This window comes from Chitinophaga sp. RCC_12, from assembly GCF_041360695.1.
Classification (GTDB): Bacteria; Bacteroidota; Bacteroidia; order Chitinophagales; family Chitinophagaceae; genus Chitinophaga.
The window spans coordinates 340,030-354,322 of record NZ_JBFUPS010000009.1; the positions used below are offsets into that span (position 1 = coordinate 340,030).

General features: G+C 48.2%; 7 protein-coding genes. 1 reads left to right on the forward strand and 6 read right to left on the reverse strand.

Translation table 11 applies throughout. The annotated features are described in order from the left end of the window. Positions 1–139: 139 nt before the first annotated feature. The gene (locus AB6805_RS24775) at positions 140–2,518 is read left to right on the forward strand and encodes an ABC transporter permease (RefSeq protein ID WP_370912144.1); all 2,379 of its coding nucleotides are present in this window, start codon (positions 140–142) and stop codon (positions 2,516–2,518) included. A 15-nt stretch (positions 2,519–2,533) separates the two neighbouring features. On the opposite strand, the gene AB6805_RS24780 is transcribed toward AB6805_RS24775, so the two are convergent. The 6 genes from AB6805_RS24780 to AB6805_RS24805 form a co-directional block, all read right to left on the reverse strand. Continuing rightward, the gene (locus tag AB6805_RS24780; RefSeq protein WP_370912145.1) at positions 2,534–2,926 is read right to left on the reverse strand and encodes a nuclear transport factor 2 family protein; all 393 of its coding nucleotides are present in this window, start codon (positions 2,924–2,926) and stop codon (positions 2,534–2,536) included. 67 nt (positions 2,927–2,993) lie between these two features. Beyond that, on the reverse strand, positions 2,994–3,884 hold the full coding sequence (locus tag AB6805_RS24785) for an MBL fold metallo-hydrolase (RefSeq protein WP_370912146.1): 891 nt from the start codon (positions 3,882–3,884) through the stop codon (positions 2,994–2,996). 85 nt (positions 3,885–3,969) lie between these two features. Further along, complete coding sequence (locus tag AB6805_RS24790; RefSeq protein WP_370912147.1) at positions 3,970–4,551, reverse strand: Crp/Fnr family transcriptional regulator; 582 nt, start codon at positions 4,549–4,551, stop codon at positions 3,970–3,972. Between the two features lie 193 nt (positions 4,552–4,744). Continuing rightward, positions 4,745–9,355 (reverse strand): Ig-like domain-containing protein, encoded by a 4,611-nt coding sequence (locus AB6805_RS24795; RefSeq protein ID WP_370912148.1) that lies wholly within the window; start codon positions 9,353–9,355, stop codon positions 4,745–4,747. 101 nt (positions 9,356–9,456) lie between these two features. After that, positions 9,457–11,058 (reverse strand): RagB/SusD family nutrient uptake outer membrane protein, encoded by a 1,602-nt coding sequence (locus tag AB6805_RS24800; protein WP_370912149.1) that lies wholly within the window; start codon positions 11,056–11,058, stop codon positions 9,457–9,459. Between the two features lie 17 nt (positions 11,059–11,075). Then, positions 11,076–14,234, reverse strand: coding sequence for a SusC/RagA family TonB-linked outer membrane protein (locus tag AB6805_RS24805; RefSeq protein WP_370912150.1), 3,159 nt, complete (start codon positions 14,232–14,234; stop codon positions 11,076–11,078). Positions 14,235–14,293: the final 59 nt, after the last annotated feature.

Sequence of the window (14,293 nt, forward strand, 5' to 3'; positions counted from 1 at the left end):
TTTTTGTCCCAAAAATGAACAAACCGCAATTTATGCCGCAGCTACCACGTTGTAAATCAAGCAAATAGGTATCCGGCATTGTCTTGGGTAACATTCCCGCAAATCCTGTACGTTGCAGTCCGGGAATCATCAATGCATTATGATCAGAAATTTCTTCAAAGTCGTTTGCCGGAACCTGTTGCGTAACAAAGGTTTTTCAGCCATCAATATTACGGGCCTTGCTGTGGGCATGGCTGCTGCAATCCTTATTCTCCTGTGGATACAGGATGAAAGAAGTTACGATGGGTTTCACGCCAACAAAGACAGGATATACGAAGTATGGAATCGCGTGCCCATTGATGGGAAGCTCTCTTACTGGAATACGGTATCTGCATTAACAGCCCGTGCGGTGGAAAAAGATTTGCCTGAAGTAGAACGTGCGGTAAGGGTAGGTTCCAATAATGCGTATCTTCTTTCCGTAGGGGATAAAAAAATAATAAAGTCCGGCATCCTGGTGGATACCGGTTTTTTTCAGATGTTCAGCTTTCCCATGCTGAAAGGTGATCCTGCTACGGCACTGAATGATGTGCATTCGGTGGTGCTTACGGAGAAAACGGCTAAAAGTTTATTTGGCAGTGAAGATGCCATGGGTAAGATCATTAAAATTGAGAATAAAGACAACTTCACGGTTACCGGTATTTTAAAAGACCTGCCGGGCAATACCAGGTTCGATTTTGAATATCTCTTACCATGGTCATATTTAAAATACAGGGAAGGAACGGATTTGGGCTGGAGCGATAACAGTACACCTACTTATGTACTACTGAAGCCCAATGTAAGTTATGCTGCCGCAGCAGCTAAAATAAAAGATCTAAAGCAGCATTACAGTGATGAGGCAAAAACAATGAAATGGGAGCTGTTTATTTACCCGCTTGAAAGGTGGCGGTTATATTCAAGCTTCAGCGATGGCGGGGAAGATAACGGGGGCCGCAGCACCTTCGTAAAAATATTCAGTATTATCGCGGGGTTGATATTATTAATTGCCTGTATCAATTTTATGAACCTGAGCACCGCCAGAAGTGAAAAGCGGGCGAAGGAGGTAGGCATACGAAAAGTAGTGGGAGCACAGAAGAGTTCCCTCATCAGCCAGTTTATCGGGGAATCTGTTTTTATCGCATTTCTGGCGGGAATAGTGGCGATCCTTATTGTTCAGATAAGCCTGCCCTTTTATAACCAGCTTACGGATAAAAAACTGTTTATAGACTTCGGCAACATCTATACCTGGATAGGGTTTATTGGGTTTATTCTCTTCACAGGTTTGCTGGCCGGCAGTTATCCCGCATTCTTCCTTTCCTCTTTCCAGCCTGTTAAAGTATTAAAGGGCACGTTTAAAAAAGCGAATGCGCTGGTAACGCCACGGAAAATACTGGTAGTATTACAGTTCACATTCGCCACCGTTCTTATCATCTGTACTATTATTGTAAAGCAACAAATCGACTATGCCCGTGACCGGGAAACAGGTTATAATAAAGATAACCTGGTGTACCATTTCATGACGGGCGATATATCTAAAAACTATGCACTGATAAAAAATGAATTGCTGGAATCAGGTATTGCGAAGTCAGTTACCAGGACAAATTCCCCGCTTACGGAAAGGTGGAGCAATGGCTGGGGCCAGGACTGGCAAGGGAAGGATCCGAATGATAAAACGTCTTTCGACCGGTATTTAGCGGATGAGGGATTGGGCGCCACCGCGGGATTACAGTTTATTGAAGGCCGTGACTTCGACCTCAAAAAATTCCCCACCGATTCAACCGGGCTGATTGTAAATGAGTCGTCGCTGAAAGTATTGAAGTTCAAAGATCCGATTGGTAAAGTAGTAAGTGATCTTGGCATCGACTGGCACATTGTAGGGGTTATTAAAGATTTTATTCTTACCAGCCCTTATGAGCCAACAAGACCGATATTGATCTGTGGCGCCAAGAGTACTTTTATGAATTTCCAGGTGGTGCAGATGAAGCTAAACGGGGATCATTCTACTGCTCAAAATCTTAAAAAGATGGAAGCTATTTTCAGCAAATATAATCCCGATTATCCGTTTGAATATAAGTTTGTAGACGAAGCCTATGCGAAGAAATTTGATAATGAGCAACGCCAGGGGACTTTAGCCGCCTTATTTGCGGGGCTGACCATTTTTATATCCTGCCTTGGTTTATTTGGTCTTGCTACCTATATGGCGGAAAGCAGGATCAAGGAAGTGGGGGTGCGGAAAGTACTGGGCGCTTCTGTCACCGGCATCACTACTTCACTGGCGAAAGATTTTGTAAAGCTGGTTATTATTTCATTTGTGATAGCAGCGCCATTATCCTATTGGAGCATGTATAAATGGCTGCAATACTACGAATACCGCGTGCCCATTCACTGGTGGGTATTTGCGCTTGCGTGTATTTTATCAGTAGCCATCGCTATAGTAACGGTTAGCTACCAGGCAATCAAAGCGGCTTTGATGAACCCGGTGATAAGCCTGAGAAAGGAATAAAGGAAAGAGTGCTTCTCAGGCAGGCATGGCTGCATTTACCATCTGGCTGTCAACAAATTGTTCGAAGCGCACAATTTTTCCTTCTTCCAGTTTCCATACATGGGCCACCCTTGCTTCAAAGTACTTACCGGTGGCGTTGTTTGTGCCGGAGTAGGTACCAAAGGCCACTACCTTGTTCCCGCCGGCAACGTAATCTTCCGGCGTAAATTTATAGTTGCTCCATTCACCGGCTAGCCGGTCAAACACATTCGCTGTAATGTTGTCTATGCCGGTATACGTGCCGCCATAGGGGAAGCCTTTGGCTTCTGTCCAGGTGATATCTTCTGCGGCATATGCTGCCAGGTTTTTACCGTTTTCTTCCGAAGTCTTTCCTTCGTAAGTGCTCTTTACGATTTCTACGTTTGTCATTTTATTTTTATTGAGATACAGCCTGACTATGCCATCGGCATTGTCAGGCTGTGGAGGAAGATTGTTCTTACCATTTCATTTCCCCGGTGTTTACTTTCGCACCTATCTGCAGGGCGGTTTCAAAAGTAAGTTCAGGATATTTGGCTTTTAACGCCGCTATCAGCGCTTCTGAAGTTTTATTGCTTTTCACCGCTTCTCCGTAAAACTGTATATAGTTTTTCGTGTGCGTTACAGCAGCCATGCTGAAGGGAGTTCCTGCCTTGGCATGGGCAGGCACCACGATGGCCGGATGAAGTGCCGCTATTTTGTCTAACACTGCCAGCCATTCTTTGCGGGCATCTTCACTGGCTGAATCTGCCATCCAGAGATGAAAACTTGTGCCAAATACATTTATTCCGCCTACGACGGCCTTAATAGATGGTATCCATACAAAAGTCCGCGATGGAAAGTCCTCCAGTCCGGTGACTACCAATTTTTGTCCTTCCAGCTCAATGCTGTTACCTTCGAGCACCTGTGGAATGATAACGCTGGAGGTAATGCTGTTCCCCAATCTTTCACCCCATACTGCCAGTTTTTTTTGTGCCGTGGCTTTGATATGTGCTACCGTTGCGGGGGAAGCATAAGCATTTACGGATGGAAAGTATTTTTTGAATACTTCCAGGCCAAAGTAAAAATCAGGATCGCCATGCGAAACATAGATAGTGGTTAAATTTTTACCGGATGCTTTTATTTCCTGTGCTACTTTTTCAGCATCCGCCAATGTAAACTGTGCATCTATCAAAACAGCATCTGTTTTTCCTGATACGATAACGGATGCCACACCAAAGCTGTTTTCAGAAGCGTTGTATACCTGCAGCTTTAAACCGTTAGCTTCAGTAGTAGTGAAGCTTTGCGCCTGTATGTCCATTTTGAAAAAATTTAAAGTGGTCAATAATGCTATAGAAATGATTCGTTTCATTTTTTTGTTTTTGGGATGATATGCAAATATCCGTTCCTCCTGAAACAAAAAAATTGAACAAGTTCAATAATAATGGGAACCCCTATTATTTCTGGCCAGCTATCTTCCTCCTGATTTTACTCAAAAACTCATGACTTACGCCCAAATAAGCTGCAATCTGCAGGTTGGACAGACGTTGGTAAAGCTGGGGGTATTTTTCTATGAAGTCGATGTAACGCTGATCAGCTGTTTTACTCAGGCTGTCGATCATCCTGCGTTGTAAGGCCACATGCGTTTTTTGGGTCATTACCCGGAACAGCTTTTCTATTTTAGGCAGGTTGATATAAGCGGACTCTTTGTCGCTTTTTGAAATTAACAATACTTCACTGTCTTCCAGTGCTTCAATAAAGAGCTGCGACGGCAGGTTGTTGGTAAAGCTGTCGATGTTGGTAACCCACCAGTTTTCATGGGCAAAATAAAGTATCTGCTTGTCTCCGTTTTTATCAAGATGATACACGCTGAATATGCCTTTGGTAACAAAGCCCTCAAACCTGCAAATTTCACCTTCTCTCAAAAGGAACTGTTTTTTCTCAATCTCTTTCGTTTCGAATGAGGTGGCAAAGTGCGAAAATTCGGCATCGCTGAGATGGACATGCTGTTCGATATTGTCACGGAGCAACTGATACATAAACAACGACGGGTAACTTTATTGTTAGAGAGATAATGGCGCAGACGCAGGTTTCTCCTGCTGCGCTGCTTACGCAAGGTAATTAATTCCGGCAGATAATGGAGTAGGGGGCTTTTGAAGATATTGCAACAGGTATATAATAACGCAAAGAGCCCGGGGCATGGCCCCAGGCTCTTTATCAAACAATCAATACCTACTGCACCAATAGCTTGAAGCTGCTCACTAGTCCTTCTCCTTTCAGGGTCAGAATATACAATCCCTTTGCAGGCTTCTTTGCATTGTGCAACCGGTAAAGCGTTGTGCCTTTCTGCGTTATAATCACCTCGTGGTGTATAACCCTGCCGGCCATATCGGTCAGCGTAGCCGCGATCCGGCTGCCATTGTAATTGGTCAGGCGGATGTTGATATCACTTTGTACAGGATTGGGATAAGCGCTTACGGTAATGCCGTTTTTAGTGGCGGATGCATCATGGCCGGTTTGCATGAGATTGGCAGTGCGTAACATGCCTCCGCCGGCCGGTTTCACGGTTAGGCAGAAATCATCCAGGTAGAGGATGCCCGCTGCGCCGGATTTTGATGACCAGATATTGAAGTTGGCAGTACCCGCCGGCACCACTACGCTTTGCGTATACTCCGTATAGGCGGTAGCGGTAACGGTTGATTGTGCGGTGGCCAGTTTCACATAGGAAGCATTCTGGAAATCGAGGCTGAAGCCTGCCCATGCGGGTCCGCCGGATACTTTGGCCCATGCGGTAAACACGATGGTATCCCCGGCGGCGAAACTGAATACAGGTACGCGCCCTACGCCACCCTGACCGGTAACGGCTACTGCTTTTAAACCACTGTGGGCATCTGTAGTGATGGTAGCAGCGTTGTTGATATTACTCCATCCTACGAGGCTGCTTTCAAAGCCGTTGTTGGTAATTTGTCCGCATTGTCCCTGGCTGATCACCGTTACGATGCTGCTGTCTTTGTAACTTCCTTCCTGCGTTACACCCCTGATCACGGCGGTACCAATGGCTACTGCTTTCACCGCGCCGGTGGTGGCGTTTACGGTGGCGATGGCCGTGTTGGAGCTGCTCCAGGCCATGTTCTGATTGCTGGCGTTGGCCGGAGTGGTGGTAGCTGTCAGCGTATACGAATCGGCTACGCCAATAGTAACGCTATCCGGCGTAACATTCACGCCGGTAACTGCTACCGGCGGCGTTACGGTAACGGTGGTGGTAGCCGTTTTACCGCCCTCTGTGCTGGTAGCGGTAATGGTGGCGGTGCCCAATGCCACGCCGGTAACTACACCGGATGCGTTAACCGTCGCAATAGCTGTGTTGGAAGAGGTCCAGGTAACTGTTTTAATGGTAGCATTCGCAGGCAGTATGGTAGCGGTTAATGCCTTGGTGTAACCCATGGCCACAGATGCCGGATCAGGCGCAATAGACAGGCTGGTAACATCTACCACATCACCTACGGTCACACAAAAATCATCGAGATAAAATTTACCGGCGCTGCTGGCTTTGTATGTCCAGATGTTCACCCTTGCTGTGTTGGGAGGCGTAGCCCTTACTACGCTGAATTGTGTGTAAGACGTAGCATTTACGCTGAACTGGTCCGCGGTGATTTTATGATTGGAGGAATCTATATAGTCGATACCAAAACCTGCCCATGCGGGAAGATCAAGGATCTTTGCCCATGCGGAAAAGGTGACGGCCTTTCTGCCGGCTACCGGCATCAGTACGGTAGTGCTGACACCGCCTTCTCCGGAAATCACGGCTGCTTTGGCGCCGCTATGCGCGTTGTTGGCCACAATAGCGGCAGGTTGGAGACCGTTAATAATATCGCCGACAATCATCCAGTTACTAAGACCGCCTTCAAAGCCATTGTTAGGCAGTATACCACATACGCCTGCACTCACTACGGTAATAACTTTAGTGGCGGTGATGCCTTTAGTGCCCGTAATACCACCTTTTGCTGTTGTGGCAGTAATGGTAACGGTACCAGGTGCAACGGCCGTCACCAGGCCACTGTTGTTTACTTTGGCAATAGTGGTATCGGAAGAACTCCAGGTTAGTACTTTATTACTGGTATTCAGCGGTGTGAATACCGCGCTTAGCATCACGGTGTCGCCGGCGCCTACCGATGCTGTGCCGGTAATGTTGAGCGCTGTGGGCGCTACGTTATAAACAATCATGGTGGCAGTGGAGGTGTAGCCGCTATCCTGCGCCGTAGCAGTGATCACCGCAGTACCATGCGAGATGCCGGTAACCAGCGGCGTATCTATCGCCACTTTTGCAATAGTGGTATCGGAAGAAGTCCAGCGCAGTGTTTTGTTACTGGCATTGGCGGGCGTAATCACGGTTACCAGCGGTACGGTGCTACCCACGCCTATTGAATCGGGATTAGGCGTGATAACGATACCGGAAACGGCAACAGGCGTAGTGACCGTTACACTTGCCGAAGCGGTTTTACTGCCATCCTGGGTGGTGGCGGTAACCAGTACAGGCGTTGCCGTTACAGATACCCCTGTGATAACGCCCGTGCTATCGTTTACTTTTACTTTAGTGGTATCTCCCGAACTCCAGGTTACTTTTTTATTACCAGCCCATGCAGGCACCACATAAGCGGTTAATGTAGCGCGATTGCCCACTGCTACTGACACGGTGGCAGGACTCACTGTAACGCCGGTTACAGGACCGGCTACGGTTTCCCCTGTATATACGCCGTTACCGGCGCTGCCCATAAATATTCTTCCGTAGGTACGGCGGTCGGCTGCTAAATTCCGTGGCACGCTGATAGCCGGGTTAGCTACCACCGTCCAGGTGGCGCCGTTGTTATCCGAACGGAAAATGCTGTTGGGAATGCTATCCACGGTACCCATCACATAAATAGCCGGATCATTTACCGCGGCCTTTCCAATGGCCATCAGTTTGGCGGATTGCACTTTGGTGATCTTTGTGAAGTCGGTACCCGAATTGGTAGAGTGATACAGGCCGTTGCCTTCTATCGACACCCATACGTCGCCTTCCTTGCCAGGCGTGGTTTCTACTTTTACAAACGCTACATTTTGTACGTTTGGAAGGTTGGCGTATTTCTGAACGAATGTTAATCCGCCATCTTCGCTCACCATCATCTTACCAAAAAAATAAAGGTAGAATTTATTACCGTTTACTTTATCAGCCGCCAGGGGATTCATATCCGGTGGTACGGTGAAAATGGAGCCGGTCACACCAAAAGTGCCGATGGCGCTGGTGGTAATGGAATTTATTTTTGTCCAGTTATTACCCCTGTCCACCGAACGATAGGTATAACCGCCCTGCGTGGTCCAGATAATGGTTTCGCTGGTGGCCGATACGGCTACTCTGCCGCCGGTCATGCCGGCGGGGCAAACCCATTGTGTATAATGTAATCCTCCATCGGTGGAGTAGCCCCCTAAACCGGTACCTGACCAGCCCCTGCGGCCTACTCTCACAATGAAGTTGGGATTGGTTTCCTGGATGGCGGCGCCAGTCATATGCACTCCCTGGGAATTAAAATATTGAAAATCGTCGGAGATGGCTTTCGCCGGGGGATTGGTGAGGGATTTATGATCGAAGCCCGCCACATCGGCGGTAACCGTTAGCAGCAAATTGTTGCCGGAAGGCGGACAAATCAACGGTCCTGTTACCACTACTTCCTCATGTCCTGCGGCGCGTACTTTCCACACCGAAGCATCCGACCAGATGTTAGTGCCCTGGTAGGCATTTAACAGGTCGGCCATCCATACCTGTGTGGAATCAAACGGATCCCAGGCTAAATCGATGATGGTGTTTCCTATTGTATTGCCGCCATGAAAGGGTACTTCACTGAAATCGCGCGTGCCTTTTACGGGTGTCCAGCTGGAACCGCCGTTGTTGCTTTTGTACATAGCACCGGTAAATGCATCTATATTGGTAATGATCTGGTTACTGTTATTCGGATTTACTTCCACACTGGTAAAACTGCCGCTATAAGGTGGGGTAATAGTACTCCATGCCGTGCCATTCCATTTGTATACTTTGCTGTTGCCGGCAGCGTATAAAATACCACTGCCACGCAGCACGCCTCTCCTCAAACCAGCAGGACTGCCGGGCATCAGCGAAAACGAAGCGCCGGCATCATTACTTACATACACGCCATTCAGATTGGCGATGTATAATCTTTTTGTAAGTCCGCCAAGTGTTCCGCCGCTGGTATCAAATACAATAAAGCGGCCATGCAGCGTATCGATTTTTGTAAATAAGCTGCCGCCGTTCACACTCTTGTAGGTACCGTTGGTGGTTTCATTGGCACTGGCCGGAAAGCGGGTAGTAACATATACCACGTTGCTGTTGTTCGGATCCACTACCAGCCGTGCGCCGTTTCTTTTTTCCTCCACGTTGTTGGGGTCCAGCCAGATAGGCATATTCAGATCCGTCCAGGTAGTACCCCGGTTGGTAGATTTCATAATAGTACCAGCGCTGCCGGTACCTTTAGGCGTGGAAACGTAAAGAATATTGCCCGTGGCGTCATTGGGCGCGAAGGCCAGGTTGCCGCCCGATGATGGCCAGTACACCGCCGGAAGGCCGTTCAGCAGACCTTCCCAGCGTTGTGTGCTTTCATTCCAGCGATAAGGGTTTCCAACATCAGTGGTGATAAAACGAAGGTTGGGTACTAACGGGTGTGCCTGTACGCTGGAAACCAGTCCGCCGCCCCCAATGCGGACGGCGGACCAGTTATAGGTTTGGGCAACAGACAATAGGTTACAGCCAAGGGTTAACAACCCCGACAGCAATAGTGGTTTGCTCCATTTCATGGTAGTAATTTTTACATAAGTGGAATTGAAGGATAGTAACTAACGGCTAACTAGCTATGAAATATTTCCTGTCGATGGTTGTGCCCTGCTTTTTTTATAGGTTAATTCCAGCCATTGCTGATAGCTTTGGCTACATTCGGATTGTAATTTTTTTCTACATCAGGAATAGGGAGCAGCAAGTGTTTGTCCTGGAATGGCTGTGTGCCGGTGCCAGGTTCTGCGGCCTTTTCTGCGTTGATGGTTTGTTTGATAATACCCCAGCGTAACAGATCGAAATAGCGGGCTTGTTCACCGCATAATTCCAGCTGCCGTTCGCGCATCAGTATCTTCATCGCGTTTGCTTTATCGCCCAGCGTGGTATATAAAAATGCGTTCGAGCGGGAACGTACACTGTCGATCAGCGCCAGTGGTGCGTTGCCTGTATTTCCTTGCTGGATCTGCGCTTCAGCCAGCATCAGCATTACGTCTGCGAAGCGGATCACCTGCCCGTTGATAGGGCTTTTAGGATCGCCATATTTTTCCATAAGATTGTAGTACTCATATTTCTTCCAGCGATAATCGCCCTGTGGATCGTTGGTATCAAACGGATACACCTTTACACCGGTAGCGCACTGCTGACAGTATTCGGTTTCTCCTCCGGAGGCGGCGGTGCCGTAGAAGGTGGATTTGGCGCGGGGATCTGTATACGGCAGGCCATTTGCAGGATTCGTGTAAGTAAATGCTTTTACAGCGGCGTTGCTGATGTATACATTCTTCCAATCGTTCCAGCCATATTCCATAGCACGGCCTGAATGTGTTTGTTTACCTACCTGTTCTGCGCCATTGCCAAACATATAGTAAGGCGAACCAATACCCCAGTCGGTCCATTGCTGGTTCATGATCTGGAAGATGTTTTCCGTTGAGTTCTGGTTGGTGGTGCTGAAAAGATTATCAAAAGAAGGATCGAGCTGGTAGGTATACGGCGCCCCCATCAGTTTTTGAAGTTCTGTTTGTGCTGGCACCCACTTTTTCTGGTAGAGGTATACTTTGCCAAGTAAGGCGGTGACAGCGCCTTTGGTGGCCCGGCCCAATTCTGCGTTAGGATATACAGTGGGCAATTCGGCAGTGGCCTGTGCTTCTGTGAGGTCTTTTTCTATTTGTTTCCACACATCCGCAGCAGGGCTTCGGGATAAATAGTTGTTGTTAACGGTAGTCTGATAGTCGACGTACAATGGTACATCTCCCCATAATGTTACAAGGTGAAAATATGCATATGCCCGCAGGAACTTTACCTCTGCGAGGTACTGATTTAATTTTGCGCGATCATTGGCAGCGGTGGGATTCCAGGCTGCGGCACGGTCAATCACCAGGTTGGTTCTGAAGATCATCCGGTACAGGGAGCCCCATAACGAGCTGAGATCTGCGTTGCTGGTACCAAAGCTGTAGTCGCCCAGTTCCTGTTCTGCGCCCTGCAAAAAGCTGGCGCGTTTGGCATCATGTCCCAGCAGGTCGAAAATAAAGTAGTACTCCCGCGCCCATAATCCCGGATGGAGTAATGTGGCGTAACTGGCCACGGTAGCCTGGTTGAGCGCACTGATGTTGGTAAAATAAGTATCGTATGCGTAGGCGCTTTGATCCACCAGTTCGAGGCGTGACTTTTTGCATCCCTGTGCAACGGTGACCAGTGCGGCGGTTAGTAGCAAATGATATATATACTTCTTCATAAAATACTTTTTAAAAATTAAAACCCTAATTGAATACCTGCCAGGAAAGTTTTTGGTTGAGGTACCTGTCCCTGGTCAATACCACGTGCAAACAGGTAATCGCCCGATATTTCCGGATCATAGCCGGTGTAATTCGTGATGGTGATCAGGTTTTGCGCTGCCACATAAATGCGGAGTGATTTAACAGTGCCTTTGGTCATAGTACTTAACATGGCTAATGGTGCGTTGTAACCAATGGTAATGTTTCTCAGACGCAGGTAGCTGCCATCTTCCAGCCACCAGTCGGACGGACGGAGATTGCCATTGCCGGTAGCATTTTGTCCGATTCTTGGCAAAGCTGCTACATCACCGGGTTTGCGCCATCTGTCGAGTATGTCGGTAGATGCGTTGTGACCCGTGGCCATAATGCTGGTATTTAATTTTAAGCCGTTCAGGAGTTTTAATCCGCTGATACCGGAGAGTACCAGGTTGAGGTCGAAGTTTTTATAAGCTACGCCGGCGTTGATACCATAAATGTATTTCGGGATGGCATTGCCAAGTATTTCCTGGTCTTTCGCGTTAACGACACCATCGCCGTTGATATCTTTATAGATAAAGTCTCCCGGTAATAATCCATCCTGGTACTTAGCATTTGCCTGGCCTGTTTTTTTAGCAGCTTCCTGGTCCAACGCGGTGATTTCCGCGGCATCCCTGGCCACATGATCCATCCGGTAGCCATAAAAGGAACCGATAGCATAACCGGCAGCAGTATACGTAGTAGCTGGCACTGGTGTAAAGGCGCCGGCCTGGATAGGTGCGGAGAACTGATCGCCTAATGACAATACTTTGTTGCTGTTGATAGAACCGTTTACGCTTACGTTATAGCTGAAATTATTACTGATCTTGTCCTTATAACCGATGGTCAGTTCAAAGCCTTTATTTTGCGCATCGGCTGCATTCACCGTTTTCTTTGGCTGGGTGCCGGTAGGGCTTACGCCAATACTCGCAGGCAGGAGGGTAGTAACCAGCAGGCCGGTACTTTTACGGTTGTACCAATCGGCTTCAATGGTAAGGCGGTTATTTAAAAATGCCAGGTCGATGCCGATATCTGTTTGGGCCGTTTGTTCCCATTTCAGATCGGGATTATTTAACGTGGTGAGCGTGGTGCCGGAAACAAATGTTTCGTTACTGCCGAAGGAATATACCAGTGAGCCTCCGGGGGTACCCTGGTAAGTTTTCGACGTATTCAGGAAGTTGGGAATGCTGTTGTTACCGGTTTGTCCCCAGCTGGCGCTAAGTTTACCATCCGATAATACAGGGAATGCCTTCTTCATAAATCCTTCCTCTGAAAAGCGCCATGACACGCCCGCTGCGGCGAAATTACCATAACGGTTGTTGGCACCGAAGTTGGAGGCGCCATCCCTGCGATAGCTGGTGGTGAGGATATACTTATCATCAAAAGTATAGTTCAACCGGCCGTAATAAGAAATCACAGAAGGGCGGGCATAATTGGAATAGGAGTTGGTAACTGATTGGGAAGAAGCTACGCCCACGTTGGTAATATTATCGTTAGGTTGACCAGTACCTCTGATAGTAGAGCCATTGGTGATTCCCGGATCGATATAACTTTGTCCTGCTATTAAAAAGAGCTGGTGTTTGCCGTGTACTTTATCGTACGACAGGTAGTTTTCCAGCATATAGTAAGAATTCTCTGTAAAGCCCAGCATCGACTGGCGGGCCTGGTTCAGGAAGTTGGACGACTGGTACTGTTGCTGGTAGCTGTTGTTCCGGTTAGTATTCACTTCTGCTGCAAACTGCGAGCGGAATTTCAGTCCGTCGATGATGCGTACCTCACCGGACAGCTGCGGGAAGAAGGCCAGTGATTTGCTCGTTTGACTTTTCATCGCAATATCCTGCAGGGGGTTACTGGCGTTGCTGTAGTCATCGATATTGGACAGGATAGAGTAGCCGCCCTGTATATTTGGGTCCAGTACGGGTTTATAGGGCGCGTACTGAATAGCGTTGATGATGCTGGCATAATTGCCGTTGCCCACATACTGTCTGAATATCAGGTTCTGGGTAAACCGGAAGCGTCCCAGTATTTCTTCCAGTCCTACGCGGGCCTGGAATCTTTTGTTGGTAGCGTTGGTGATGATGGCCTGCTGACTGATGTAGGTAGCAGATACAGAGTAGTTCACTTTTTCCCCGCCGCCGCTGATATTGAGATCGTGTTCAGATACAAGTGCATTGCGGAAAGTTTCGTCCTGCCAGTCGGTGCTGTCCTGTAATACCGCCGCTGTATTGAACTTTGCGGGGAGTACTGCATTTTTGGTAGCAGCGAGGTCTTTCAGCGCATCCACATATTGCGCGGCATTGAGGAGGTCCAGTTTTTTCCATGCTTTGGCTACACCCCATTGGGAAGTAAAGCTAACGCGGGGAGGTCCGGGCTTTCCTTTTTTGGTAGTGATGATCACTACGCCGTTGGCAGCTGCGGAGCCGTAGATAGCGGTAGAAGAGGCATCTTTCAGGATGGTGATGCTTTCTATATCCTGGGGGTTGAGTGTATTAAACAGGTTTTTTGTTCCCTGGATACCATCAACTACATACAGGGGATTGATGTCGGTGAAACTGCCTGTACCGCGAATGATGATCTGGGCATCTGCACCGGCGGCGCCGCTGTTTTGTACTACCTGTACGCCGGCTGCTTTACCGATGAGCAGCTGGGAAGGGTTGGTGGCATTTACTGCACCGGCTTCTTTTACCGTTACCACGTTAAAGGCGCCTACCACATCTTTTTTCCGGGCGGTACCATAGCCGATAACGATGAAATCGCTCAGGGCTGCTACCGTTTTCACGAGGCGTACCGAAAAGGTTAATGTGGCGCCTGGCTTGAGACTGACATTATTGAGTTGTTGTGTTTCAAAACCCATGTAAGAAACGCTGAGTAAATATTTGCCTTCTGGTGGTAATCCCGAGAAACGGAATACGCCGTTGCTGTCGGTGATTACGCCGGCCGAATACTTTGTTTTTTCATTCAGCGCTACAACGGAGGCATTGGGGAGGAGTTCGCCCTGATCGGTACGCACCGTTCCGGTTACCTGCAGGCGGCCCTGGGCCTGAGAAGACATCGATACACCTCCTAACAGCATGCATAGCAGCAGGAGTAAACGCCATTTTGGTCGATAAAACATTTTCATAACTGGGACGTGTTTTTTTTGAATCCGGGGCATAGCAAGCCCCGGGCGCCTTTGCGCCT

What these genes read in the sequence shown, in the direction of transcription:
- AB6805_RS24800 (WP_370912149.1), bottom strand. Translation starts at nt 11,058, where the DNA reads ATGAAGAAGTATATATATCATTTGCTACTAACCGCCGCACTGGTCACC.
- AB6805_RS24795 (WP_370912148.1), bottom strand. Translation starts at nt 9,355, where the DNA reads ATGAAATGGAGCAAACCACTATTGCTGTCGGGGTTGTTAACCCTTGGC.
- AB6805_RS24780 (WP_370912145.1), bottom strand. Translation starts at nt 2,926, where the DNA reads ATGACAAACGTAGAAATCGTAAAGAGCACTTACGAAGGAAAGACTTCG.
- AB6805_RS24785 (WP_370912146.1), bottom strand. Translation starts at nt 3,884, where the DNA reads ATGAAACGAATCATTTCTATAGCATTATTGACCACTTTAAATTTTTTC.
- AB6805_RS24775 (WP_370912144.1), top strand. Translation starts at nt 140, where the DNA reads ATGATCAGAAATTTCTTCAAAGTCGTTTGCCGGAACCTGTTGCGTAAC.
- AB6805_RS24805 (WP_370912150.1), bottom strand. Translation starts at nt 14,234, where the DNA reads ATGAAAATGTTTTATCGACCAAAATGGCGTTTACTCCTGCTGCTATGC.
- AB6805_RS24790 (WP_370912147.1), bottom strand. Translation starts at nt 4,551, where the DNA reads ATGTATCAGTTGCTCCGTGACAATATCGAACAGCATGTCCATCTCAGC.